Source organism: Microcoleus sp. BR0-C5 (assembly GCF_036705045.1).
Lineage (GTDB): Bacteria > Cyanobacteriota > Cyanobacteriia > Cyanobacteriales > Microcoleaceae > Microcoleus.
Window position 1 is genome coordinate 50,862 of the sequence record NZ_JAUBTR010000027.1, and the last position, 25,367, is coordinate 76,228.

The following is a 25,367-nucleotide window of genomic DNA, read 5'->3' on the forward strand; positions in this document are numbered from 1 at the left end:
GATATCAATAGCTAGACTTTTGCCATTACTAACATCTACCAGCATTGTATTGACCCTTCCATCCTTTCCTACCTGGGAAGCTAATTGATTTCCATCTACATAAACATCTATTTGTGCAGGAGGTTTGCTATCCCCATCTGCAACTCCATACTCTATTCGGAGAGAGGCGGGACCACCAGGCAGTCTACAAGTCCAACCGACACCCCTCCCCCATATCAACAAACGACTGGTGTATATTTCTCTACCTATAGAAACATCCCGAGATTGTTCTTGATAATTCTGACCCCATCTGTTAACACAGTTCAGCTCGAGCAAAAAGATCGGGCGCTGGGCCTGTGCCACTTGTGCGCCAACTGTCGCTAAAGTAAAAGACAACACCCCAGCAGACAACAAACCGCTGAGCCACCCCACTCGCTTCATATAAATATCCTGCTAATACCTTAATCAATTAATATAAAGGATGAGCTGTGTAGGAAAAGTCCTGACTTTAGATAGATGACACAATCAAAAATGTCACGATTGTACGAAATGTCAGGTATAATAAATGGCGTAAACTCCAGCTTCTCCCTAATCTATGGATATTGCCGAAGTTTTGACACTGGCAGATGAGCTAATTTTTGCTAAGACGGGAAAGCATTTAGATTACGTGCAAGAAGCTATCCTGCGGGGAACTTTACAAGACACAACTTACACGCAAATTGCTCAAGAAGTTTACTCAAGTCCAAGTCATGTCAGAAATGTCGGTTCACAACTTTGGAAAATACTTTCTAAAGAATTGAAAAAAGATATTACTAAAACAAATTTTAGGGCTGTATTAGAGAAGGGTATAGTTTATAATTATCAATCAACTATTGTTGAAAATATAACAGGTGAGAATGTAACAGTTAATAAAAACCTTAACATTTGTCGTGAAAAAGTGCGATCGCCCAAAACACCTCAAAACCCCCAACCCACAGCAAAACAGCCCCACATCGACTTAGACGACGCACCAGAAATCTCGACATTTTTCGATCGCACTTCCCAACTCACCACCCTCGAAAACTGGATTTTAGCAAGTCGCACCCGTCTCATCACCATCCTAGGATTAGCTGGAAGTGGCAAAAGTGCGATCGCACTCCAACTAATCCCACAAATTCAACACCAATTCGACTGCATCATCTGGCGAAGTCTCCGCAACTCTCCACCGCTGAGTGCACTCCAAACCGACTTAATCAAATTCTGTAGGGGCGGTGCCCCCGTGCCCGCCCCCGAAGAAATGGCAACCACGGGGGGATTGCCCCTACAATATTTGCGATCGTACCGCTGTCTGATCGTCCTCGATGATGTGCAAACAATCTTCAGCAGCCAACAACTAGCAGGAAACTACAAACAAAGCTATGAAAATTATGGCACTTTCTTCAAACAAATAGCAGAATCATGTCACAACAGTTGCATAGTTTTGCTCAGTTGGGAAAAACCCAGAGAAATTGCAGCATTAGAAGGCGGTGACAAAAATTGTCAAACATTGCAACTAAATGGTTTAGGCGAATCAGCGCGAGAAATATTTACAGAAAAAGGCTTAGCAGAATCCGAAAAATGGTCAGAATTGATAGACATTTACCGAGGCAATCCCTTGTGGTTGAATACAGTAGCCGCTGCAATTCAAGACTTATTTAGCGGCAATATTTCAGATTTTTTATCCTATGATAGCCTAGTGTTAGGAGACTTAGAATATTTATTGCACCAACATTTTCAGCGTTTGTCAGACTCCGAAAAACAAGTAATGTCCTGGTTAGCAAATCAAAACAAACCAGTCGAAATCTCCAAAAAGCCAGCCCTTCTGGAATTATCCCCTTCAGACTTCCTCAAAGCCGTCGAATCCTTGAGACGGAGGTCATTAATCGAAAAAGTGCACTCATGCGATCGCACGCTGTTTGCAGTCCAGCGGGCGATCGCAGAATATGTAAAAACTCACATCTTATAGCAGTTTTAGGAACAGGCAAGATGCCTGTTCCACAACACATGAATTTTAGGGCAACAGTTTTAGGAACAGGCAAGATGCCTGTTCCACAACACATGAATAATTTGCTTGTGGGGTGGGCTTCTAGCCCGCCCTGAAAGGATTATTGAAAAATTAGCAAAACATTAATCCAAACAGCCCCATTTAGCCTTAAAATAAAAAAGACTGACTAGCCAACAATGCCCTATGTTTGAAGCCCTTGCCGATCGACTCGAATCCACCTGGAAAAAACTGCGCGGACAAAATAAAATCTCCGAGTCCAACATCCAAGACGCGCTCAAAGAAGTCCGCCGCGCCCTCCTGGAAGCCGATGTCAACCTCCAAGTCGTCAAAAACTTCATCTCAGAGGTAGCGGCAAAAGCACAAGGCGCAGAAGTCGTTACAGGCGTCCGTCCCGACCAACAATTCATCAAAATCGTCCACGACGAACTCGTGCGCGTCATGGGGGAAACCAACGTACCCCTAGCCACCGCAGACTCCGGGCCGACAGTGATCCTGATGGCCGGTTTGCAAGGAACCGGGAAAACCACCGCCACCGCCAAACTAGCGCTGCACCTCCGCAAACAAAATCGTACCGCACTGCTAGTCGCAACCGACATTTATCGACCAGCCGCGATCGACCAATTGCTCACACTCGGCAAACAAATCGACGTACCAGTATTTGAATTAGGCAAAGACATTGACCCCGTAGAAATTGCCCGCCAAGGCATCGAACACGGCAAACAAATCGGCATTGATACCATCATCGTCGATACAGCAGGCCGCCTGCAAATCGACCAAGACATGATGGCAGAATTGGGCCGCATCAAACAAACAGTACAACCCCACGAAACGCTGTTAGTTGTTGATGCCATGACCGGCCAAGAAGCAGCAAATTTAACCCGCACCTTTCACGAACAAATCGGCATTACCGGCGCAATCTTAACTAAATTAGATGGCGACAGCCGCGGCGGTGCAGCTTTATCAGTGCGGCAAATATCCGGCGCGCCGATTAAATTTGTCGGCGTCGGCGAAAAAGTGGAAGCTTTGCAACCATTTTATCCCGATCGCATGGCATCAAGAATACTCGGCATGGGCGATGTCTTGACGCTAGTAGAAAAAGCGCAAGAAGAATTCGACATCGCCGACGCCGAAAAAATGCAAGAGAAAATGCTCACGGCAAAGTTTGACTTTACCGACTTTCTCAAACAAACCAGACTATTAAAAAATATGGGTTCCCTCGGCGGCATCATGAAAATGATTCCGGGGATGAACAAACTTTCAGACGAACAAATGCGGCAGGGAGAAGTGCAGCTAAAACGCACCGAAGCCATGATTAATTCCATGACAGTTGAAGAACGCCGCAACCCCGAACTTTTAGCAAGTTCTCCATCTCGCCGCCGTCGCATCGGCAAAGGCGCAGGCTACGCAGAAAACGACGTAACAAAGCTCGTCAGCGACTTCCAGAAAATGCGTACCATGATGCAGCAAATGAGTCAAGGCAACTTTACAGGAATGGGAGGATTGCCGGGAATGCCGGGAATGCCGGGAATGGGCGGCCCCGGAGGAATGCAGCCCGGTTCCCGTGGCTATATGGGTGCCCAGCAGAAGAAGAAAAAGAAAAAAGATAAGCCTAAAAAAGGTTTCGGACAGTTGTAGAAAGCGTCAAACATAATGTTGCAGCATTCTCAATAATCCTTTTATGAACAGGCAAGATGCCTGTTCCACAAAAAAATTAATCTCTTGTGGAACGGGCATCTTGCCCGTTCTTGAGAATGGTACAATCTATCAAAACCATCAAACTTTAACTCTTTTGTTGTTGCCGAGTTCAATCTAAAAAAAACTGGAATTGAATATGGTACAAATATTTACTGAACCAGAAACCATCTCTATAGAATTGCCAAACGCGATCGGGCTTCTTGTCAGTAGCGAGCAATTCGAGGCCCTAGCATTGGCAAATCCCGACTTGAGATTAGAGAGAAATGTATTAGGAGAGTAGGCTTTTGGCCCTGTCCCACAAGAGTTTCATAAAATTTATCGAGGCAAACTAGATGTCAGGCCAGCTTGCTAGCCCTACCTTTATGCCTAATAGTTCGGTTGCCTTGAAGCTGTCTACAGGCCTAGAAAATAAATATCCTTGCCCCAACTCACACCCCAACTCTCGCAGTTTCTGTAGCTGTGCTGGCGTTTCTATGCCTTCTGCGACGATATCCATACCTCGGCTGCGAGCCAGCGTTACAATTGTCTGGATAATTTCTACGCCGCTGTTGTCTAACCCAATGCGGCTCACAAAAGAGCGGTCAATCTTTAAGGTATCAATGGGAAACTCGTGTAAGCGGCTTAAAGAAGAGTAGCCCGTGCCAAAGTCATCGATACATAACAGAATGCCTAGGGCTTTTAGCTGCTTCAACATCTTTTCTTCCCTGGATACTGTTTCCAAAATGCAACTTTCAGTAATCTCTAGTTTGAGACGGTAGCTGGGAAAGCCAGTCTCCTGCAAAATCTCCTCAATTCGATTGAGTAGGTTTGCTTGCTTTAGCTGCACGGGGGAAAGATTGACATTAATCGCCAAGGGAGGTGTTTGGGGAAACTGTTGCTGCCAAATACTAATCTGGTGACAAGCTTCCCGCAAAACCCACCACCCCAGTTCATTGATCAAACCAGTTTCTTCAGCCACAGGGATAAACTCGGCAGGCGGGTAGATGATGCCAGATGGGTGATGCCAGCGCACCAAAGCTTCAAAACCACTCAGTTTCCCCGTAGAAAGCGAGACAATTGGCTGGTAGTGAACGCAAAATTCTTGTAGCGCCATTGCCCTTCTCAAGTCGTTCTCCAACTGCAAGCGCGTCATCGCCACAGTTTGCATCGCTGGATCGAAAATTTCGTAACGCCCTCTACCTTGAGCTTTAGCATAATACATGGCGATATCTGCATCTCTGAGCACGTCTTCTGGGCGATCGTAACCCATTGTGCTAACGATAATTCCAATGCTGATCTCGGTAAAGACTTCATAATCATTCAAATTAAACGGCTGTCTTAATTGATTTTGGATGCGTTCAGCCACCCGGTTTGGTTCATCAATATCTTTAATATCTTCCAGCAATATCACAAATTCATCTCCTCCAAACCGCGCAACTGCATCTGTATGGCGTAAACAAACTTGCAGTTGACGAGCAACGCTTTTTAGTAATTGATCCCCAACCAAATGTCCGAGGCTATCATTCACTACTTTAAAGCGATCTAGGTCAATAAATAGCACCCCATATAGATAATCTTCACGTCTGTACGACAAGTCGATCGCCTGTTGCAGCCGATTCATAAACCAAGCGCGGTTAGGCAACTCCGTTAGCGCGTCGTGAAAAGCATCATGTCCTAATTTTTCTTCTCTTTCCAACAACTGAACTTGAGCCTGTTGAAGCTCGTTGTAGGCTTGTCTAAGTTCCGCCGTTTGAGAAGCCACCCGTTGCTCTAACTCAGAAGTGAGTTTCTGCAAGGCCGCTTCCGCCTCTTTTCGCGCTTCAATTTCCTGTTTGAGAAGCACATTTTGCTCTTCCAGCGTCTTGGTCAAATTTCGCAGTCTCAGGTGTAGTTGCACGCGGGCTAGGACTTCCTCTTGCTGAAAGGGTTTGGTGATGTAATCTACTGCCCCCATTGACAAACCTTTAACCTTATCCACGCGATCCGTAAGAGCTGTCATAAAAATCACAGGGATATCTTTCGTTGCCACTGATGCTTTTAAGCGGTAGCAGGTTTCAAACCCATCCATCCCCGGCATCATCACATCTAACAATATGATATTTGGCGAAACTTGTTGTAACTTCTCAATAGCACTTTCCCCATCCTTAGCTACTAAAACCTTGAAGCCTGACTCCTTTAAAAAATCGAACAGAAGTTTGAGGTTATTCGGGTTATCGTCAACAATTAAAATTACATTGTCTTTTTGGTTGAGCATTTTATTCCCCCAAATGTGTTTTTACAAAGGCTAGTAGTTCTTTTTCTTCAAAATTTTTCGCAAATTGCAATATTTTATTAGCAAAGGGTAGATAGTTGCCGTCTATCTGCTTTAGTCTATTGGCTTCCTGCTCAACAACTTCAATATCGCCGATCCGAGCTGCATTAAACAGCGCTACCAGCTCTGCTGATGGCGGTATCACAAGCTCACCACTCTGAACGTTTAATAAATTAGTGAAACCTTCCTGCTGTGCCTTCGCCAAATCCGCAGGTTGGTCGTAAATCCATTCGATTTGCAAATATTTTTTTAATACTTCTAGCAATTCTTCTACTTCGATCGGCTTTGACAGGAACTCATTACAACCTGCTTCGTGGCTATTTTGCCGATCGAAGTTAAACACGCTGGCGCTGGATGCTATCAATATGACATCTTTAAATTCTGGTGATTGTCGCAAGCGTCGCGACATTTCAAATCCATCCATTACTGGCATCACTAAGTCTGTGATAATCAGATCTGGTTTAAACTCAGCAGCTTTAGCTAAACCCTCTCTTCCATCACAAGCTTCCATGATTTGAAAACCTAGTGGTTCTAAAAGATTTCTAAGAAAACCTCGATTCTCAAATCGATCGTCTACTAGCAAAATTTTATTTTTATCCCCTTTAAATCCAGTTAAATTAATTGAATCATTGATCGAAAGTTTTTCAATATATTCGGATGATTTAGTCAACTCTAAATCGAGGTAAAAAATGCTGCCTTGACCGAGTATACTTTCGACTTTTATTTCCCCTCCCATCATTTGAACAATTTTCTGTGATATCGCTAATCCTAACCCTGTGCCTTCTGCCTTCTGCTGCCTATTTCCGACTTGTTCAAACGGTAAAAATATTTTTTCTAACTGTTCGGGTGCCATGCCTACCCCAGTATCTTGGATATGGAAACGAATTTTAGTAAGTTGTGATTGGTCAGAGTCTTCCCCCGTACCTATTACGCCTACCTTAAAAATAACACCTCCTTTTTCTGTAAATTTAATAGCATTGCCCAAAAGGTTAATCAAAACTTGGCGCAGTCGTTTTTCATCAGCATTTACAGCGTTAGGAAGTTGATTTAATACTTGATAACTAAATGTAATTTGTTTTTGTTCAGCTCGGATGCTACACATTTCCACAACCCCGATCAAAAAGGAAGAAAAATTAAAACTTGAGCTCTCAAGTTCCATTTTACTGGCTTCAATTTTAGAAATGTCTAAAATATCGTTAATCAGCGTGAGTAAGTGCGAACCACACTGGTGAATAATGTGGATAGCATCTTTTTGTTTAGGAGTGGTAGTTTTATCGCGCTCCATAATTTGAGAGTATCCTAGAATTCCGTTCAAGGGTGTGCGGAGTTCATGGCTCATGTTGGCGAGGAATTCGCTCTTGGCATGGTTAGCAGTATCAGCGGCCATTTTTGCCTCTTTTAGCTCACTTGTTCGTTCTTCTACTCGATTTTCTAACTCTGAGTTGGTCTTTTCTAAAGCAGCAAAAGACTCGCGCAATTGCTGTGCCATTTGGTTAAAAGATTGAGCCAGACTTCCCAGTTCATCGATGCTATTGATATCTACTTTTTGGTCTAATTCACCGTTGGCGATCGCTCGACTCGCTTGACTTAACCGAAAAATCGGATGGGTAATCCACCGGGAAGCAAGGATTCCTAACAACGTCGCTAGCACGAGCGCTAAAACGCAGAGTAAGATAGTGCTGCGGGTATTGGCATTAATTTGCTCCATAAAGTCGGCTTCTGGAACGACTACAACAATCAGCCAATCAAGACCTCGACCATCTTGGAATGGGGATACTTGCACGAATTCCCGCTGACCATCTAGGATGAAATCTAGTTGCTGGTTGCTATCAATTTCAGTGAAGTTACCAAAGCGTTCTATTAAATGCTGCGCTGTACCCTGTATCAAAGGGACGCTGCTTTCAATCGCTTTTAATCTTTGCGTTTTTTGGCGATTTTTGATGTTAATAAATGGCTTCTCGACGGTGGAAGAAGCCACTAGCAAGCCAGAGCGTTCTATGATGAAAGTCTTTCCCGATTTACCAATTTTTAAAGTTTGAAGAAAATCGCCGATTTTTGATAGAAACAGATCGGTACTTACAACTCCTAGAAAAGTGCCATTTTTATCGTAAACAGGTTGGCTAGCGGAGATTCCTAGGCTAGGTTGAATAAAATATTGATAAATTTTATTCCACTGGGGTTTGCCTGCAACTTTTGCAGCTTGATACCAGGGTCGAATGCGGGGATCGTAGTCTGGGTGGGTTTCCTTAAACTGAGTCGGGTTGCCCTCTCTATCTACGGTGACGATCGTATTGATAAAATTAGTAGATCGATCGGTTATTTCAATAACCACACTGCCATCATCCTTATATCCAGCACCCGCGTATTCTTTTTTTTCCCCTCCAAAACTGATGTAACTAACAGTGGAAAATTGATTGAGCTGCCAGTAGAAGTAGCTTCTCATAGAACCCATATTGTCTGGATTCCACAACCCAAAGCGGCCAATGGCATCGACGCTGATGGCATTGATCAAATGGGGCGTTTCCAAGTAAGTGTTTAATTGTTGATTGATGCGGGCGACTACCTCCGTTCGTAATTGGCTAGTAACATTGTTGACGGCAGTTTTGCCGTTGCGTAGCGAGAGCCAACCTGTCAGCCCCACAGCAGCGAAGATTTGCAGGACGAATGGTACGACTAAGACGAGGCGCAGCGGGATTTTTTGAGGGCTTTTTGCAAGTTCATTCTCACTTGCGATTAGTGTCATGGCGGAGTCAATCGATTTTAGATTTTAGATTTTAGATTTTAGAGGCGACCCCACGGATAAATGCGGGGGCTTGAGGATTTTCGATTTTAGATTTTGGATTGATTCCACGGATAAATCACGTGGCGGGTACCACCTTTGAAATTCGTGGTCATTTTAGTATTTGGATTATTTCAATAACAACAGTCGCTCACCCTTGGTCATTTAAAGTCAGCTCTAGGGAAATTATTGATTCCGTCTCTCTTGAACGCCAATTGGTTTAATGATATCTTATTGTTGAATAACCGGGCCCAAATGAGCGGCTAATACTGATACAGTTTGCAAATTCATGAAAAAAAACAGATCCCCCATTTGAGACGAAATCTCCATAAATGTCAAATGCTATATTTTGCTTGGGGTTGCAGTGTAAGCCTACCTGCAGATTTCACGGATATTGAGTACACCTTCATTGACTTATAGGTCTTGACCTCAATAATAAGTGATCTAAGCATACAATTATAGTCAGGACTTACGAACTATAGGGTCTCAAACCCAGCTTCCCCGTGCTGCCCTAAAAAAAGGGGAACTTGAAAGCCGTCTTGGAAAAAGGGTTTGGGGGTTCTATGCGTAAGTCCTAAGCTTACGCTAAATGGCGCTTTTTTTTTCAACGGGATATCTGGCACGTCCCACAAGGATTCTCAAATAGAGGAAATGGGAAACTAGATGCACAATAACTTAATAGTCGATCGTCCACAGTGCCTAAATCAACCCTCAACTCAAAACTTTGACTCAGTGACAAGCAGGTTAAAAGCCAAGCTGCGTCAAGGTTTTGAGTTAATTGACCAAGCGAAAATATTTTTGCGGGCGTGAGTCAATAAAAGAGAGTGGCGAGATCCCTTGAATCAGGTTCAAGGCGAGCTTGGACGATCTTATTAGTCAATAAGCCTGTCAATAATCCCCTATCTTTTTTGATGTTGAGGGGCTTTAATGCTTTTACCATCAAGGTTTCACAGGCGTTGTCACCCCGCCAAGTATTTTTACTTACTACTGTCTCGGACGATCGACTTCGCTCCGCTCTTGCCGTGTATGCTGCCCGTTGGGGGTGCGGAATATGGGGTAATTCTTCACAATAAAACGGGTTTGTAGTAACAACTTTATTCCTTAGTAACTAAAAGCTTTAAAACAGGGCAGAAGTCATTATTACAAACTTAATTGCACAATCAAATTCTATTGAATAGCTTCCCTGAATTCCCGCATTGCCTGAAGGTGATTTTCAATATTGATACACGGCGCCAATAATACAATATCTAAGTCTGGCAGAACTTGAGAGCGATCGACCTCTACATATCCATCAGCCCCCAACGAATACATACGAAGTGCGCCATTTTCCCAAAACCAAACTTCAGGAATTTCCAGGCGTTTGTAAGCTTCCAACTTGTTAATACCGCCGCTAGTCACCACCACTTCCACCGCCAAATCAGGAAATTCTCGATTAGCTCCCAATTCGTAAGATAGATCTGCTTCTCGCTTCACCTTTCCAGTTTCACTTTCGAGCGTCACCGAGCCAGTTGGCGTAAAATCAATCCCTGCATATTCCAAATAGAGATCCACCAGCGTTGAAATCCGCTGTTTGGCAGTTTCATGTTTTCTTCCAGGCATACGTCTAATCTCCAACACCCCATCTAAAAACGACAGCCTCAGCCCTGGGCGTGAGAGCAACTGTTCAACAGCCTTAAACTCTCTCCAACTCAGCTCGTCAATTAAGATAGGTTCATCAAGCCGTTCTAACTTTTCTAAAGTTGTCGTCATCCCAACCCCTCCTTACTCAATTCAATCTTAATTATATCTGCGTTCCTCTGCGCTCATCTGCCAACATCTGCGATCGCAATCCCATCTACTGTCCCACCGTTCCCTTATACTCATCCGGTACAAATTCCGTAACCACTTGGCCGCCACCACCGTCGCCTTTGACAATCACAGTTTGATTTTTCAACTCTCCCGCCGCCCTCGGCCCAGTCAAATTAAACACCGGATTTAGTTGCTTGTAAACCACATTTCCTTCGGCGTCGAAAGTCTGGTTAGTTAAATACCACGTTACGCGATCGGTATTTAATTGAGCTTGACGTTTTTCCCCTATTCCTACCACATTGCCCGTCAAATAAAAAACTTTTTTATCTAAATCTCCCCGCCCCATATCCCCAGTCATCGTCACCTTTTCCACGCGGTGCAAAACCTTCACAGGCCCAGGGGATACCACAGATTGCGCCGGAAAATTCCAACTCATCAAACTGCTTTCTATTTGCAGCGGCGGGTCTGATGGCATCAACTGAGCGTTTTTTGTCAGCGTCGCAATCTTGGTTTTTAAGTCTACATCTACTTGGTCGGCAAAACCGCTATCTGTTACTATTTTATCTTTGTATCTGTCAATTTGAGTTGGTTGGTCGCTGTTTACCTTTTGTTGCTCCACAAACCACACTAAGTGCTCCGTTCGCAATTGCAAAATCGGATCTTTAACATTTGCCACCACAGAACCGAATAACTCCATCCTCTTAGCCCTGCTGAAAACCCGCGCTTCCTTCGCTGAAGCCATCACCTGTTTGTTCTCTCCCGTCAAATTATTGCGGACAACTAAAACATCTTCCTTCGGCCGCCACTCCAACTCATTTCCCCGCAAAACCACTCCATTTTTCAGGTCTTTAGCGACTATGTTACCTTTGAGAAAAACCTGATTTCCTTCCTGAAATACCTGCCCCGTTTCTCCCTGAATGTCGTAAATTTCTTTGCCGTCCTGAAACAATTTGCCCACTGGTTTCTGAACGTTAACTATCTTTTTGTCTTTGCTGTAAACGGCATTTTGCGAGTTTACTTTCCAGAACGTCTCGCCCTTTTCGTTTGCTTGTTCTAGGGTTACTTTGTTCAAAGTTAAAGTGCTGTTTGACTGTTGAGCGGTTTTGAGATCCTCCGCTAATTTGTTCTTTTGAGTTTCTTGCGGAACCGCACAAGCATCAATCCCCAAAATCAGTGCTGGTAAAAATAGTAGCACTATTTTTGGGGATTTCATATTGGGAATTTGGGATTTTAGATGAATCATTGGTTATTGGTTATTGGGAATTGGTAATTGGTAATTAATAATTGGCTCTTGAAAAACACTTAATCAAAAATTAAAAATGTGTCATGTTTGGTCTAAATTTTTAACTTTTAATTCTCAATGATTCAACCCATTAACCATCACCCATTACCCGTTACCCATTACCCATTACCAAATCCCTATCTGTCGTCGTGTTCCTCCATCAAGCTCAGACCCGACAAAGGGCGGTAAGCATAATTAGGGCGCGAGGTTTTTTGGATGTCGTCCTTAATCATTTCCAAATCGATATAGCGATCGGCTACATTAATCAAACTGTCGCTCGTCATCGATCGCAAACTCACGACTTCCACCCGCACGCCGCGATAGCTCACAGCATCCACAGCATAGGCCAAATCGCCGTCACCGCTGACCAGTACCGCCGTGTCGTAAGACCCCACTAAAGCCATCATATCCACAGCGATTTCTACATCCAAATTCGCCTTCTTAGAACCATCTGGCAACTGTACCAAATCCTTAGAAATCACCCGGTAGCCGTTGCGGCGCATCCACAGTAAAAACCCCTGCTGTTTCTCGTTAGTGCGATCGACACCAGTGTAGAAGAAAGAGCGCAGCAGCCGCGAGCCCGCAGTTAAACGGCACAGCAGCTTAGTGTAATCAATCTCAATTCCTAACTGCAAAGCCGCGTAAAAAAGGTTAGAACCGTCAATAAAAATTGCCACTCTACCCCGATTTTCTAGAACCTGTTCCGGCGTAAAAAGGTCGTTGCTTTCTATTCTATTCAACATGATTGTTATGCCTCAATTTTTATGAAAGATTGGTAAGGAAATAACTGCTAATTCGTAGTCTGTCATAACACCCAGAGCGCTGGCTGCCAACTATGAAGGTACTGTTTACAGCAGTTCGATCCGCTTAAAAACAGGTTGGGGTTCCCCCAGAGTTTGGTTTGCAGGCAAAGCGCCCCAGGCAGCATGAGCTGCAAAATTCGCTAAACTGTTAACTGTAACCCGATCGTTAAAGTCAATTGAAAAACCTAGCTGCAGATAGATAGCGTTGCTGATATTGGGAATTATCGGCGATAAAAGGTAAGATGCTAGTCTAACAGATTCCAGAACAGAATATAGCACCTGTTCGACACTTTCGATCTGTCCCTGCTTGTACAAACTCCAAGGTGCTTGCACGTCAATAAACTTGTTACCAGCTCGCACTAATGCAAGCACGGCTTCGGAAGCCTTGCTAAAAGCCAACTCCTCGTAAAAACCCGCTACTTGATCGCCCAAATCCCGGCTCATAGCCTTGAGAAGGTTGTCGCCCTCAATGTTTTCTCCCAATACATTTGGTACGCAGCCACCGCAATATTTGCGAGCCATGTTTAGGGTACGATTAAGCAAATTTCCCAAATCATTTGCTAGCTCAGCATTCAATATATTGATAAACCGAGTTTCGTTAAAATCGCCGTCCTCTCCGAACTCAATTTCTTTGAGGAAATAGTAACGTACTGCATCAGCGCCGTATTTGTTGACCAATTCGACAGGGTTTAGAGTATTACCCTCCGTTTTCCCCATTTTTTTGCCGTCTTTGGTCAAAAAACCGTGTGCGAAGACGCGACCCGGCACCGGCAGATTCGCTGACATCAGCATTGCCGGCCAGTAAACTGCGTGGAAGCGAAGAATATCTTTGCCGATCAAGTGCAAGTCAACCGGCCACCATTTACATAAAGCATTCTCCAACATCGGGTCGCTGTCCGGATCTAGCAAGGCGGTGACGTATCCCAGCAAAGCGTCAAACCAGACGTAGATGGTGTGACTGGGGTCAACGGGCATTGGCAGACCCCATTCGAGATTCACTCTAGAAATCGAAAAGTCTTGCAGTCCAGAGTTGACGAAACTGAGCACTTCGTTGCGTCGGCTTTCCGGCGCGATGAAGTCGGGACGTTCTGCGTACAATGCCAGCAGTTGGTCTTGATACCGCGACAGACGGAAAAAGTAATTTTCCTCGTCGCGCCACTCAACTTCCTTGCTGGTGTGGATAGAACACCTATTTCCCGGCAACAATTCCCGTTCATCCTTAAATTCTTCACAGGAGACGCAGTACCAGCCTTGTTGCTGGTTCAAGTAGATGTCGCCGGAGTTCCAGACGCGCTGGAAAAATTCTTTGACAATGTACTCGTGGCGCCGCGAAGTTGTGCGGATGAAGCGATCGTACTGGATGTCGAGTTGCTTCCACAGCGCCTCAAACGCCGGAACTACTGAATCGCAGTGAGCTTGGGGCGATCGTCCCAAACTCTCGGCTGTCCGCTGAATTTTCTGCCCGTGTTCGTCCGTCCCCGTAACCAGCAAAACAGATTTGCCCCGCAGCCGCTCAAATCTGGCTAGGGCATCGGCTGCCATAGTCGTGTAAGCGCTGCCAACGTGAGGTAAATCGTTTACATAATACAGAGGCGTTGTGATCGCAAAGGTATTTTTAGTTATATCGGTCGATTTCATTGAATGCTAAAAGAAAATTCCCTAAATTTCGTTTCGATCTTAACTCAGCGGTTAATTTTTTTATGAACTGGCAATCAAGCCAAATTTACTGCAAGTTATTTGCAATTGTCTAACCCGGGCTATTCCCAAAAGAAATATCGCTTTCCTATCCACACTAATCTTTTTTAGTTGTTTTTGACGAACTCTCTAAAATGTCTTAATATTTTGACATTCTGCGGCCTTGGGAATCGACGATCGCAGGGTTCGCGCCTCCTCAATTTATTTATCGCAGCCGCCATCCCTAAAGGGGGCGATCGCCCACCCGGTTTGCAACAAAACTCACCGGTTAGGCTGCTAAACCCGCCATTCGACTAACACTCCGCGACCACTTTCTGTAAATGCGCGATCGAGCGCCATCGCCATCTCTTTCCCCCGATCCCCGGAAAGTCGATCGCCCGTAACTCCTGCCACTTTCCGAGCCGCTCATGGACGCAGAAACCGGGTTGTTTACGAAACTCTCTTGTCAAGCGCGAAGCTTTAGTTTCTTACCCCAAAAAGAGTATAAAACCCACATTCGCCACTCTTAACTGTCACTATCGGTTTTTACTTATTTTTATCCAGCAATAAAACTATAAATTATACTATAATACCGTACATTAACGGGTAAAGAACGTTTTAAAGGCATAATTTATCACCTTAAAGATATAGTTTTCTGCGTAATTATACTGTGTAACACCCCAGGGTGCCGAATGTGGGATAAAAGCCTAGGTTTTTGGTTACAAAACCCGGTTGATAAAGGTTGCGAGTACGTCCACACACAATAAAACCCCAAGGCCGTTAAGCTTGGGGGTATCAAATTAGGGTGCATCTAACAAGGGATTATCCGATCGCCCTCGATCGCCATCAGGAAAACTAACTCGATTTCCGCCAATAGCTTCTGACAAATAATCCGCAGCAGCTTCCACAACCGCGATCGCATTTTCATAAACCATCCGCGTCGGCCCCAAAACCCCAACACTACCCACCGGCACTGATCCCCGGCGGTAAGTCGAAGAAATCAGAGTACAGCCACGAATTGGTTCTAAAGAATTTTCCGAACCAATACGCACCGTTACCCGCTTGCCGGGGATGTCCAACTCAGGCGATTCAAAAATCAAAGGCCAAAGCAGTTCTTGCTCTTGTTCGAGCAATTGCACCAGGGTTTGAACTTGCTGCAACTGCGAAAACTCAGGCAAGCGCAGCGCTTCTGCCAAACCGCCGATCAGAATCCGCGTGTAGGTTGGATTGCTTTGGCGGCTGCTCAAAGCAGTCAGCATGGTTCCCATCCACTCAGCGTACAGCTCAAAGTCCCGGTCTAACTCGCTCCAGTCTACAGCCGAGAGTTCCGAAAGCGATCGTCCCCGCAACTTGCTGTTCAAAAAATTCGACAAAATCTGCAATTGGCGATCGACGATTTCGACATCAGGCGTGTTACCATGTGCGTCCCTCGGCAACTGCACCAAAACCGACTGAGTTTCGTAAGCATCGGTCACCACGATCAGCATCACCTTTCCCGGCTCTAGCTGCACCAGTTGCAAGTGGCGCAAGCAAGCCATATTGGTTTGCGGTATGGTGATCATTGCTATGTAACCGCTGATAGTTGCCAGGATTTGAGCAGCGCCGCGGAGTGCCGCGTCCATGCGACCATCCGACCAATTGAGCTGGTCTAGTACCTGTTCCACCTTGCGGGCGAGCGTATCAGATGGCTGAATCAACTGGTCTACATAAATTCGGTAGCCGGAGTCAGAGGGGACTCGTCCTGCCGAAGTGTGGGGCTGATAAAGCAGTCCAGCTTTTTCAAGAGTCCCCATCGCATTGCGAATTGTAGCTGGGCTGACGCTGAGGTTGAATTCGTCAGCCAAAGCTTTTGAGCCAACGGGTTCCGCTGTTGCTATGTAGTGGCGAACCGTTGCCCAAAGGATGTGTTGTTGCCGATCGGTGAGGTTAACGCGCACAGATATTTAAGCAGAATTAGAATTTAGAGTTGAAAGCCACTATTTAATCGAAACGTCTGTCCCAAGAGGGCGATCGGGCAGACTTATCTATTTAAGATAACAGATTTAGGCGAAGGCAGAAGGAACAGCGAAGAAGCAAGAGGTAAGAATGAACAAGGAACAGGGAAGAATGTTTTAACTCTTCGGCGGTTCGTCCCGCGCTCTAATCGCTTCGATTGAGCGTCGGGATGAAAGCCAGGCTATTTCTTGCCGTCCCGATTGTGGTCTTCACCGGAGCTGTAGAACAATCGGGATAGGAAAGAAATAGCCAACCTCTTATACGGCACAACCAGTTACGGTAAATGGGATTCGTGTTAAACTAGATATATGAAAAACGTTGTCAAGGTACGAATTTATCCGACCAATGAGCAGAAAGAAACGCTGTCAAAGGCCTTTGGCTGTGCCCGTTGGTACTGGAACAATTCACTGAACGCAACGAACGAGCTCTACAAAGAGACGGGTAAAGGCTTATCCCAGATTGGGATGAACAGTCGCTTACCTGCGCTCAAGAAAGAGTATGAATGGTTAGGTGAAACCTACAGCCAAGTGCTGCAAAGCGTCTCACTGAACCTGTCGAGAGCCTTTATCAACTTCTTTGAAGGACGGGCATCATTTCCCAAATTCAAATCAAAGCACGATAAACAATCGATTCAGTACCCACAAAAAGTTCAAATTGTTGATGATGGTCATCTGAAGTTTCCCGGCAAGTTAGGCGTTGTTTCTGCCAAGATTCATCGCAGGTTTGAGGGAAAAGTCAAAACCGTCACAGTTAGCATGAACCGTACAGCGAAGTATTACGCTTCCTTGTTATTTGATGATGGCTTACCGGATGTGGAGATTTCCTCAAACGGTAAAGCGGTGGGAATTGATGTCGGGCTAACTCATTTTGCGATTACGTCTGATGGGTCTAAGTTCTACAATCCCAAGCACTTGAAGAAACGCGCTAAAAACCTGAAGCGTAAGCAGCAAAAACTCTCCCGTAAACAGAAAGGCTCAAATCGTCGCAAGAAAGCCCGCCGCATTGTGGCACGGGTGCATGAAAGAATTGCAAATTCTCGCAAGGACTTCCAGCACAAACTATCTCGCAAACTGGTGAACGAGAACCAAGTCATCATTGTCGAGAATCTGGCAGTCAAGAACATGGTGAAGAATCACTGCCTAGCTCAAGCAATCAGTGATTGTGGCTGGTCAGAATTCACCCGTCAACTCAAATACAAGACGGAAAGAGACGGTAAAACCTATCTAGAAATTGGTCGGTTTTTCCCATCGAGTAAGACTTGTCACGTTTGCCTAAATCAGGTGGGTAGTCTTCCTCTAGACCTCCGCAGTTGGACTTGTTCCAACTGCCAGACAAAGCACGATAGAGACGTAAATGCAGCTATCAACATTCGAGAGGAAGGCTTGCGAATATTAGCGTTAGGAACTAGCGCTACTGCCAATGGACGGAATGTAAGTCCGAAGGCTGGAAGGAAATCTTCCGTGTTATCGGCTGTTCCGGTTGAAGTTGGAAGCCAGCACCGTACCGCTTAGCGGTCGGTGCCTGGTAGTTCACGTGTGTTCTTTCAGAATATTTTGCAGATAACTAGCCACTGCATCCGGCTGTTCCACCATTGCCAAATGGCCACAATCGGGAAGCTGAAGGACATTCTCGCCACAACCTTGGAACATCCAGTGAAAGCTAGCCAAATGCAGCACGTATTTTGGTTCCATAATTTTGTCTTTAGTACCGGCAATAAAATAAACAGGCTGCTTGAGTTGGGACACAATTTGTGGCAATAGGTGAATCTGGGCTTCTGTGGTGGAGTCCAACAAAGCCCCCAAAGCTGCCTCTGGATGAGCTCCCACGAAATCTATTAAGCGCTGCCGTCCCCAGGATCTGCCGATCGAGCGGGCTACAGAATCGCGGGCAAACACGTAATCTGCTAAGGGCAAGCGAGGCAGCCAGCCGGGACGCATTGTCACTAGCTGCTTGCCGACCGCTCGAAACCGCTCGAATTCTTCCTTAAGATAGATGCCGCCCCCTGCATTGATACAGACCACGCCTTTAATGCGATCGGAGAATTTGCTGGCTCCCCATAGAGCGATCGTACCGCCCAGAGAGTGTCCCACCAGCCAAGCAGAAGATATATCGAGTTTTTCGAGTAAAATTTCCAAATCGCGAGCGTAAGCTACGGGAGTGTAGCAGGAATTTAGCGGTTCGGAACATAGGCGATCGTCGCCTGCGTCCGATTGAGAATCGCCAAACCCCCGCAAATCGTAGGTAAGGCACTGATAGTTTGATGCCAAGCGATCGGTCAAAGGTTGCCAGTAGTGGCGGCTTAACAGCCAGCCGTGGACAAATACCAGAACCGGGGAAGTTGCAGTCGGAGCCGTCAAATCGTAAGCGTGCCGAACCCCTAGGATGTCGATTGTTGCCATACTTTTATCCTACCCGCTCCATAAGACCTATGTAAACCTATGTATAGCCCTTCAGCAAACTTGGCCGGATGCGGTACATTCATCACAATTAATTTATCCACCATTTGGGGATAAGCATAAGCAAAATTCCAGGCGATCGCGCGGCTCTCTAGGACTTACGGTGATATTTTTACCTAATCAGAAAAACAAGCTAATACGCGCTCTCGAAAATTTTCTTGCGTTAGAAAAGCCATATCCTTGTCGCATAGGTAGTCCTGCATAGCAAGGAAAATGTGTTATAATTTTATTCTTTTAACCTACCTTAAATTTTAGCTTATGAACTGTCCCAAGTGTAACTCTGAATACATATTGAAAAATGGTTGCACTCGCTCTCAGAAGCAAAATTTTAAATGTCGATATTGTGGAATAAAATTCCTCATGACTCCCAGACATCAACCGATTTAATCAGCAACAAAAGAGTTGATATATAGACTTTTATTATAAAAGATATCTCTGGCTGGGATTGTGATGGCGACTGGGGTTTCGGAACGGTGGTTGCAATACTATGTTCATCAAAAATTAGTAGCTGTAAAAAGAGAAGTAGAAGTGAAGTCAAAAAAGAAAGGGAAGCTCACAATTCAATGTGATGAAATGTGGTCATTTGTAGGCAATAAGGATAACAAGCAGTGGAAAGAGCTGGCAATTGATGTATCAACTTTCATAAATTGTAGGAGTGTATATTGGCAAAAGAGATCAAGCTGGCGCTCAAGGATTATGAGATTCACGTGCGACCTGTTCCAGAGTCAATGTGCCGTAAGTTATACAGACTTTTGGAGCGCCTAGGTCACAGTTTTTCCTCAAAAAAGACACAAGGCCGTAGGAAAGGAGACTGGTCTGACAAACTCTATAGAAAAATTTAATAATACGATGAGACAAAGAATCTCTAGATTGGTGAGAAAAATTATTTCATTCTCCAAAAAACTCTCTAATCATAGTGGGGATATTTGGTATTTTATTCATGAGTATAACGCCTGTTTATCTATCAATTAAAACCAGGATTTTTCATTGCTATGCAGGACTACCGTCCCATAATCAACTTGACTCGATTGTTTATCCCTGACATGACTCCACTTGTTTTACGATTAACAAAGTAGTTACAAATTCCCTCCAAATGATTAACAATTTCCCAGGTAGATTATTTAAAGAATATCTGTGCATGATTCAGCCAATCCTTAAACTTTACCGGGGCTATTTTGACCACGAATTTCAAAGGTGGTACCCGCCACGTGATTTATCCGTGGAATCAATCCCAAATCGAAAATCGAAAATTCTCAAGAAAGAGCATTTATCCGTGGGGTCGCCTCTAAAATCTAAAATCTAAAATCTAAAATCGATTGACGGTCATATGGGTTTCGTATATTTCCCGAAACTCTTCTTTCATCTCATAGGCAATTCTTAACCATTCTGATTTTTTTAAGGTAACAGCCAACCTTTGAATTTGCTCGACATTAAGGTTGCTTCGATTACTAAAAAATAAGTATTTGCTGCCTATATCTGAAATTGCTACTGCTCGACGCAACTTATTCAAGTCTTTATTAACTGCTTTCATCACGTGAAAACAGTCGATGACAATTTTGGCATTTGGGAATAGTTGTTCTATAAGTTTTGGAACTCCTCCCCACATATCAATACTCACTTGCTCAACTTGTTCTCGAACCTAAAACGGTTGTTTTATACGGGCTTCAAATATGTCTGGTTGACGGTGAGAGTCAATCATTTCAATCAAATTACCCCCATCTATGTCACTAACAACAGTTACTAAACTTCCTTTGACTTTTCTCATACTTATCTCATCTATACTCACTCGCGAGTGCTGAATCTCAACAGTTTTTTGTTGAGAGGAATGGACCTGAGTAAAAATACTTTTAATTTCGTCATAACTCAATCATTCTTCTCGCCCAATTTGTGATATGCTCGACTTTTGAACACGTGCATAAATATTTTGTTCGTATCGTTGAGTATGTCGTCTTTTTTTATCCAAAAATTCTAATTGTTCTGTACTGTAACGTTGACAAGTATGGCAGTAAAACTGCAGACGAGGCACTTGTAAATACACAGAACGACCGAAAAATGACAAATCTCTGGCTAATATAGATCGATTCTGATGGATTTCTTCTGTATAATTATTACAGTGAGGACAAATCATTCCTGACGCTACAACACGAGCGTTGAAAGTAAATTTGTCCCTCAATTTGAGTACAAGTTTCAACCTGGACTCTCGGCAAGTCTAATAAATAATCTAAATGAAAGCTCATCACATTAATTGTATTGATTGATCTATTTTACACCATAAACTCAGGAGAGCCGATCGCACCTCCCCAGTCGTGACCAACTAATACGCAACTTTCGTATCCCAAACCCTGAATAATGCCCTTGACATCTTGCACAAACTCTGCCATCACGTAAGCCGATCGATCGTGAGGTTTGTCGCTGTCGTTGTAACCCCTGAGATCTACAGCGACGACTTTATAATCTGATGCAAATTCCGGGATTTGATGTCGCCAAGAATACCAAAATTCAGGAAATCCATGCAGCATCAGCATCAGCGGCCCAGAACCTTGAGTGACATAGTGCAGTTTAATGCCGTTCGTAGCGATAAATTCGTGTTTCCAAGCAGCTTGTAGCACAGACATATTTGATGCTTCCTCTAGCTATCGAGATATCCTAGCAGTTCCTCTCTTTAAGAGGAACCAACTTTAGGCATATCTAGCAATTCTCCCAGCACTTGTAAACTCTTCCTTTTCTCTTCATTTGTGGAACAGGCGTCCCGCCGATGGTTCTTCGGGCAAAAAAAGCTGTAGCTTGCTGGGGCCGACGCGATCGCCCGTTTCCCAAAAAGATTGCTATCTCTGTCAAAATAATAGTATAATGTTGCTGGCATCCAGACAACTGTTAAGCCAAAAATTACTCATTTTCGATCGCGCGAAAATCTAGAAGCGCAAGAAATTGAGTTTTGTTGATAGCGCCAGTTCAATAATTAAGATCGGGCGAGTGTACTAGGAATTAAAGGAGTTAATACTATGTCGGGCGATCGCCTGCAAAACATTGTTAACCGCTTAACAGATCGTCTAAGGCGCGATGTATTAGTTGAAAAATCCCTCTACGACATTCGAGAAATTTTGCAGAGCGATCGCGCGGTGCTTTATCATTTTTACAAACAGTGGCAAGGTCGAGTGACTTACGAGATGTTGAGTGCGATCGAACTCTCAATCTTGGGTTCAACGGGGCCAGACGAATGTTTTAGCGGCGAATACGCTGCTTTGTACGAAGCGGGCAGAGTTAAAGCAATTGCAGATATTGAAGTAGAACCAATTAACCCATGCCACCGAGATTTTCTGCGTAGCCTGAAAGTTCGCGCCAATTTAGTCGTGCCAATTTTAACGAACAAAGGACTGTGGGGGCTGTTAATTGCTCATCAGTGCAGCGGGCCCCGCACTTGGTTGCGATCGGACATTGAATTCATGCAGAAAAAAGCACAAAATATGGCAATGTCTCCGACAATTCAAGATAGTTAATTATTTGATTTAGTCTAACTTCTACAAATTATTAAAAACGATATTTGTAGGGAAACGGCAATGTCATTTCCGGCGCGGGGAGTCGGAAACGGCATTGCCATGTCCCTACTATTAACTAACAGCTACAGCACTCCCCAACGGATGCTGCTGCAAAACAGCTTGCAAATACTTCCCAGTATAAGACCTCTGATTTGCCGCCACATCCTCCGGCGTCCCCGCCACAATAATTTCGCCGCCCTTATCTCCCCCTTCCGGGCCTAAATCGATCGCCCAATCGCAGCACCGAATCACATCTAAATTGTGTTCGATTACCAAAATTGAATTACCCTTATCCACCAATCTTTGCAGCACATTTAACAAATGGTGAACATCATAAAACGACAAACCAGTCGTCGGTTCATCGATTAAATAAAGCGTCTTCCCAGTAGCGCGCCGCGATAGTTCCGTTGCCAATTTTACCCGCTGCGCTTCGCCCCCAGAAAGCGTCGGCGCAGGCTGTCCCAACTGAATATAACCCAAACCAACATCAACCAAAGTTTGCAGTCTGACGCCAGCCCTGGGAATATTTTTAAACATTTCCAAAGATTCCTCGACAGTCATGTTCAAAACATCAGAAATCGACTTGCCTTTGTACTTCACTTGCAGCGTTTCCCGGTTGTACCGTGCACCCTTGCAAACCTCACACTGCACGTAAACATCCGGCAGAAAATTCATCGAAATCACGTTCACACCTTGGCCGCCACAAGCTTCACACCTTCCCCCTTTCACGTTAAAAGAAAACTGCCCTGCTTTGTAACCTCTTGCCTTCGCTTCAATGCTTTCGGCAAACAAATCGCGAATCACATCAAAGACTCCCGTGTAAGTAGCGGGATTAGAACGCGGAGTGCGACCGATGGGAGATTGGTCAATTACAATTACCTTATCAACCACATCCTCTAGAGAGCGTTCGCCTTTAGTTTTGAGGGCGTCCATATCGGGCGGTAAAGGCACTTTTTTGGTGATATAATGTTGCAGCGACGGGTACAGCAATTCATTGATTAAAGTTGATTTTCCCGAACCGGAAACGCCCGTCACGCAGACGAGTTTTCCGAGGGGAATTTCCACATCGATATTTTTTAAATTGTTGCGCGTCGCATTTATGATTGAGAGAGCTTTGCCGTTGCCTTTTCTCCTTTCATTAGGGGTTTCAATTACTCGCTTTCCCGACAAATAAGCACCCGTCAAAGATTCCTCTGCCGTTAGCAAATTTTCTAAACTTCCTTGCGATATAATTTTGCCGCCGTGAACGCCAGCACCGGGCCCTATATCGACAATGTGGTCTGCCGCCCGCATGGTTTCTTCATCGTGTTCTACGACAATCAAAGTATTGCCTAAATCGCGCAATTTTGTTAAGGTTTGCAGCAGGCGAAAGTTGTCTCTTTGGTGGAGTCCGATGCTGGGTTCGTCCAAAACGTAGAGTACGCCCGTCAAACCAGAACCGATTTGAGTCGCTAGCCGAATTCGCTGGGCTTCTCCGCCAGAAAGCGTCATTGCTGCGCGGTCTAAAGTCAGGTAATCTAGCCCGACATCGAGCAAAAATTGCAGCCTGGCTTTGATTTCTCTCAGGGCTAAATCGGATATTTGAAATTGCCGATCGCTCAATCCCAAATTATTTACTCGTTCGCGACATTCGCGAATCGAAATACTGGTTAAATCTACAATTCCGTACTGTCCCAACCGCACCGAAAGCGCCTCGGGTTTCAAGCGCTTGCCGTGACAAACCTCGCAAGAGCGATCGACCCGATACTGTTCCAGCTTCTGCTTGATGAGATCAGAACCAGTATCGTCGTACTGGCGCTGCAACATGGAAATTACGCCATTAAAATCTCTCCTCAAATCAGTGCTGCCGTCGCGCTTTTTACTTTCTGCGCTGCGCTTTTGCTCATTGCCGTACAAAATTACCCGCTGGTGTTCGGGCTTTAATCGATACCAAGGAGTGTCGATATCAAACCCGCAAGTATCAGCAATACTGCAAAGCAAAGAGAGATAATAGGAATTATCTTTGTCTGACCAAGGTGCGATCGCACAATAAAGAGGCGCTTTCTCGTCGGGAACTACCAACTCCGGGGCAAAAGTCCGCAAACTCCCCAAACCGTGGCAGTTTTGGCACGCGCCGTAGGGCGAATTAAACGAAAATAACCTGGGCGAAAGTTCCTCCATTACCGCACCGTGTTCGGGACAAGCAAAGTTTTCGGAAAATACGATCGGCGCTTGTGGTTCGGAATTTTCCTCATTCGGTAACTCTTCAACGATCGCAATTCCCTCTGAATGGCGCAAACAAGTTGCCAGAGAATCAACTAAACGTTCTTCTAAACCGGGTTTTTTAATTAACCGATCGACAACTATCTCGATATTGTGCGTTAGATTTTTATCTAATTCGATATTTTCCGAAAGTTCTAAAATTTCTCCGTTAACTTTGACGCGAATAAATCCTTCTGCGGCTAAACTCGACAATAATTTGCGGTGAGTGCCTTTTTTTCCCCGCACAACTGGTGCCAGAAGGTGAAAGCGAGTGCCGTCTGGAAGTGCCATGACTCGATCGCACATTTCATCAATTGTCTGCGGCGCAATGCAGCGATCGCAAATCGGACAGTGCGGTTCACCGGCTCTGCCGTAGAGCAATCTGAGATAATCGTAAATTTCTGTAACAGTGCCAACAGTCGATCGCGGGTTGTGAGAAGTTGACTTTTGGTCGATCGAAATAGCCGGACTCAACCCCTCGATCGCGTCCACATCCGGCTTGTCCAACTGTCCCAAAAACTGGCGCGCATAGGCGCTGAGAGACTCGACGTAGCGGCGCTGTCCCTCGGCAAAAATTGTATCGAAAGCGAGGGAAGACTTGCCAGAACCCGAGACGCCAGTAAAAACGATCAGGCGATCGCGCGGCAGTTCCAGATCGATATTTTTCAGGTTGTGCTGTCTCGCACCGCGAACCCGAATAGTATTTTGGTTGTGAGAGTGAGAATTCGTCACATTATGCCCGTTGCGGGATGCACTTGGCTGGCTGTTTGAGGTTTCGGCGCGTTGGGACATGAGAGTAGTGCAAAACAGTGCTTAACCATCTTAG

At 44.9% G+C, this 25,367-nt stretch carries 20 protein-coding genes and 1 pseudogene; 7 read left to right on the top strand and 14 right to left on the bottom strand.

Going from position 1 to position 25,367, the window contains the following annotated elements; genetic code table 11:
- Nucleotides 1-574 precede the first annotated feature (574 nt).
- The 3 genes from QUB08_RS15090 (at nt 575) to QUB08_RS15100 (ending at nt 3,977) form a co-directional block, all read left to right on the top strand.
- Complete coding sequence (locus tag QUB08_RS15090; protein ID WP_333225470.1) at nt 575-1,963, top strand: NB-ARC domain-containing protein; 1,389 nt, start codon at nt 575-577, stop codon at nt 1,961-1,963.
- Between the two features lie 222 nt (nt 1,964-2,185).
- Nucleotides 2,186-3,637 (top strand): signal recognition particle protein, encoded by a 1,452-nt coding sequence (gene ffh, locus QUB08_RS15095; RefSeq protein ID WP_333225471.1) that lies wholly within the window; start codon nt 2,186-2,188, stop codon nt 3,635-3,637.
- Between the two features lie 196 nt (nt 3,638-3,833).
- On the top strand, nt 3,834-3,977 hold the full coding sequence (locus QUB08_RS15100; RefSeq protein WP_333225473.1) for a hypothetical protein: 144 nt from the start codon (nt 3,834-3,836) through the stop codon (nt 3,975-3,977).
- 48 nt (nt 3,978-4,025) lie between these two features.
- Here the strand turns inward: QUB08_RS15100 and QUB08_RS15105 are convergent, their stop codons facing one another.
- A complete protein-coding gene (locus QUB08_RS15105; RefSeq protein WP_333225474.1) occupies nt 4,026-5,930 on the bottom strand; it encodes an EAL domain-containing protein in 1,905 nt (634 codons plus the stop codon).
- A 1-nt stretch (nt 5,931) separates the two neighbouring features.
- Complete coding sequence (locus QUB08_RS15110) at nt 5,932-8,730, bottom strand: ATP-binding protein (protein WP_333225475.1); 2,799 nt, start codon at nt 8,728-8,730, stop codon at nt 5,932-5,934.
- Between the two features lie 699 nt (nt 8,731-9,429).
- Here QUB08_RS15110 and QUB08_RS15115 point away from each other — a divergent pair.
- Nucleotides 9,430-9,576, top strand: a complete 147-nt coding sequence (locus QUB08_RS15115) for a hypothetical protein (RefSeq protein ID WP_333225477.1) — start codon at nt 9,430-9,432, stop codon at nt 9,574-9,576.
- Nucleotides 9,577-9,933: 357 nt separating this feature from the next.
- Here QUB08_RS15115 and QUB08_RS15120 read toward each other — a convergent pair whose 3' ends face one another.
- From QUB08_RS15120 to hrcA, 5 genes are all read right to left on the bottom strand, one after another.
- A complete protein-coding gene (locus tag QUB08_RS15120) occupies nt 9,934-10,515 on the bottom strand; it encodes a Uma2 family endonuclease (RefSeq protein ID WP_333225479.1) in 582 nt (193 codons plus the stop codon).
- 85 nt (nt 10,516-10,600) lie between these two features.
- Nucleotides 10,601-11,767, bottom strand: coding sequence for an LPS export ABC transporter periplasmic protein LptC (lptC, locus tag QUB08_RS15125; RefSeq protein ID WP_333225480.1), 1,167 nt, complete (start codon nt 11,765-11,767; stop codon nt 10,601-10,603).
- Between the two features lie 206 nt (nt 11,768-11,973).
- Entirely contained in the window at nt 11,974-12,579 is a 606-nt protein-coding gene (locus QUB08_RS15130; protein WP_006631885.1) for a LabA-like NYN domain-containing protein, read from the bottom strand.
- Between the two features lie 105 nt (nt 12,580-12,684).
- Nucleotides 12,685-14,277 (bottom strand): methionine--tRNA ligase, encoded by a 1,593-nt coding sequence (gene metG, locus QUB08_RS15135; RefSeq protein ID WP_333225481.1) that lies wholly within the window; start codon nt 14,275-14,277, stop codon nt 12,685-12,687.
- Between the two features lie 836 nt (nt 14,278-15,113).
- Entirely contained in the window at nt 15,114-16,256 is a 1,143-nt protein-coding gene (gene hrcA / locus QUB08_RS15140; RefSeq protein WP_445300920.1) for a heat-inducible transcriptional repressor HrcA, read from the bottom strand.
- Between the two features lie 360 nt (nt 16,257-16,616).
- On the opposite strand from hrcA, the gene QUB08_RS15145 reads away from it, so the two are divergent.
- Nucleotides 16,617-17,819 carry an RNA-guided endonuclease TnpB family protein gene (locus QUB08_RS15145; RefSeq protein WP_333225484.1) on the top strand — a complete coding sequence of 401 codons (1,203 nt, stop codon included), beginning with the start codon at nt 16,617-16,619 and terminating at the stop codon, nt 17,817-17,819.
- A gap of 18 nt (nt 17,820-17,837) precedes the next feature.
- On the opposite strand, the gene QUB08_RS15150 is transcribed toward QUB08_RS15145, so the two are convergent.
- Entirely contained in the window at nt 17,838-18,707 is an 870-nt protein-coding gene (locus QUB08_RS15150) for an alpha/beta hydrolase (protein ID WP_333225485.1), read from the bottom strand.
- A 315-nt stretch (nt 18,708-19,022) separates the two neighbouring features.
- Between QUB08_RS15150 and QUB08_RS15155 the strand changes: the two are divergent.
- Nucleotides 19,023-19,736 (top strand): annotated as a pseudogene (locus tag QUB08_RS15155) (IS1 family transposase).
- A gap of 334 nt (nt 19,737-20,070) precedes the next feature.
- Here QUB08_RS15155 and QUB08_RS15160 read toward each other — a convergent pair.
- From QUB08_RS15160 to QUB08_RS15175, 5 genes are all read right to left on the bottom strand, one after another.
- On the bottom strand, nt 20,071-20,382 hold the full coding sequence (locus QUB08_RS15160) for a transposase (RefSeq protein ID WP_333225487.1): 312 nt from the start codon (nt 20,380-20,382) through the stop codon (nt 20,071-20,073).
- Nucleotides 20,383-20,403: 21 nt separating this feature from the next.
- Nucleotides 20,404-20,631 carry a hypothetical protein gene (locus QUB08_RS15165; RefSeq protein WP_333225488.1) on the bottom strand — a complete coding sequence of 76 codons (228 nt, stop codon included), beginning with the start codon at nt 20,629-20,631 and terminating at the stop codon, nt 20,404-20,406.
- Nucleotides 20,632-20,892, bottom strand: a complete 261-nt coding sequence (locus QUB08_RS32160; RefSeq protein ID WP_445300921.1) for a transposase family protein — start codon at nt 20,890-20,892, stop codon at nt 20,632-20,634.
- A 136-nt stretch (nt 20,893-21,028) separates the two neighbouring features.
- A complete protein-coding gene (locus QUB08_RS15170) occupies nt 21,029-21,379 on the bottom strand; it encodes an alpha/beta fold hydrolase (RefSeq protein WP_333225489.1) in 351 nt (116 codons plus the stop codon).
- A 47-nt stretch (nt 21,380-21,426) separates the two neighbouring features.
- Nucleotides 21,427-21,627, bottom strand: a complete 201-nt coding sequence (locus QUB08_RS15175; protein WP_333155777.1) for a hypothetical protein — start codon at nt 21,625-21,627, stop codon at nt 21,427-21,429.
- A gap of 139 nt (nt 21,628-21,766) precedes the next feature.
- Between QUB08_RS15175 and QUB08_RS15180 the strand changes: the two genes are divergently transcribed.
- Nucleotides 21,767-22,261 carry a GAF domain-containing protein gene (locus QUB08_RS15180; RefSeq protein WP_333225491.1) on the top strand — a complete coding sequence of 165 codons (495 nt, stop codon included), beginning with the start codon at nt 21,767-21,769 and terminating at the stop codon, nt 22,259-22,261.
- Nucleotides 22,262-22,372: 111 nt separating this feature from the next.
- Here QUB08_RS15180 and uvrA read toward each other — a convergent pair whose 3' ends face one another.
- Entirely contained in the window at nt 22,373-25,333 is a 2,961-nt protein-coding gene (gene uvrA, locus QUB08_RS15185; protein ID WP_333225492.1) for an excinuclease ABC subunit UvrA, read from the bottom strand.
- Nucleotides 25,334-25,367 lie beyond the last annotated feature (34 nt).

Bases quoted from the DNA above. Each gene is read 5' to 3' on its own strand.
- QUB08_RS15090 (WP_333225470.1), top strand. From the start codon at position 575: ATGGATATTGCCGAAGTTTTGACACTGGCAGATGAGCTAATTTTTGCT.
- ffh (WP_333225471.1), top strand. From the start codon at position 2,186: ATGTTTGAAGCCCTTGCCGATCGACTCGAATCCACCTGGAAAAAACTG.
- QUB08_RS15170 (WP_333225489.1), bottom strand. From the start codon at position 21,379: ATGTCTGTGCTACAAGCTGCTTGGAAACACGAATTTATCGCTACGAAC.
- QUB08_RS32160 (WP_445300921.1), bottom strand. From the start codon at position 20,892: ATGATTTGTCCTCACTGTAATAATTATACAGAAGAAATCCATCAGAAT.
- QUB08_RS15175 (WP_333155777.1), bottom strand. From the start codon at position 21,627: ATGCCAGCAACATTATACTATTATTTTGACAGAGATAGCAATCTTTTT.
- metG (WP_333225481.1), bottom strand. From the start codon at position 14,277: ATGAAATCGACCGATATAACTAAAAATACCTTTGCGATCACAACGCCT.
- lptC (WP_333225480.1), bottom strand. From the start codon at position 11,767: ATGAAATCCCCAAAAATAGTGCTACTATTTTTACCAGCACTGATTTTG.
- QUB08_RS15120 (WP_333225479.1), bottom strand. From the start codon at position 10,515: ATGACGACAACTTTAGAAAAGTTAGAACGGCTTGATGAACCTATCTTA.
- QUB08_RS15150 (WP_333225485.1), bottom strand. From the start codon at position 18,707: ATGGCAACAATCGACATCCTAGGGGTTCGGCACGCTTACGATTTGACG.
- QUB08_RS15130 (WP_006631885.1), bottom strand. From the start codon at position 12,579: ATGTTGAATAGAATAGAAAGCAACGACCTTTTTACGCCGGAACAGGTT.
- QUB08_RS15180 (WP_333225491.1), top strand. From the start codon at position 21,767: ATGTCGGGCGATCGCCTGCAAAACATTGTTAACCGCTTAACAGATCGT.
- QUB08_RS15105 (WP_333225474.1), bottom strand. From the start codon at position 5,930: ATGCTCAACCAAAAAGACAATGTAATTTTAATTGTTGACGATAACCCG.
- QUB08_RS15100 (WP_333225473.1), top strand. From the start codon at position 3,834: ATGGTACAAATATTTACTGAACCAGAAACCATCTCTATAGAATTGCCA.
- QUB08_RS15145 (WP_333225484.1), top strand. From the start codon at position 16,617: ATGAAAAACGTTGTCAAGGTACGAATTTATCCGACCAATGAGCAGAAA.
- QUB08_RS15115 (WP_333225477.1), top strand. From the start codon at position 9,430: ATGCACAATAACTTAATAGTCGATCGTCCACAGTGCCTAAATCAACCC.
- QUB08_RS15110 (WP_333225475.1), bottom strand. From the start codon at position 8,730: ATGACACTAATCGCAAGTGAGAATGAACTTGCAAAAAGCCCTCAAAAA.
- uvrA (WP_333225492.1), bottom strand. From the start codon at position 25,333: ATGTCCCAACGCGCCGAAACCTCAAACAGCCAGCCAAGTGCATCCCGC.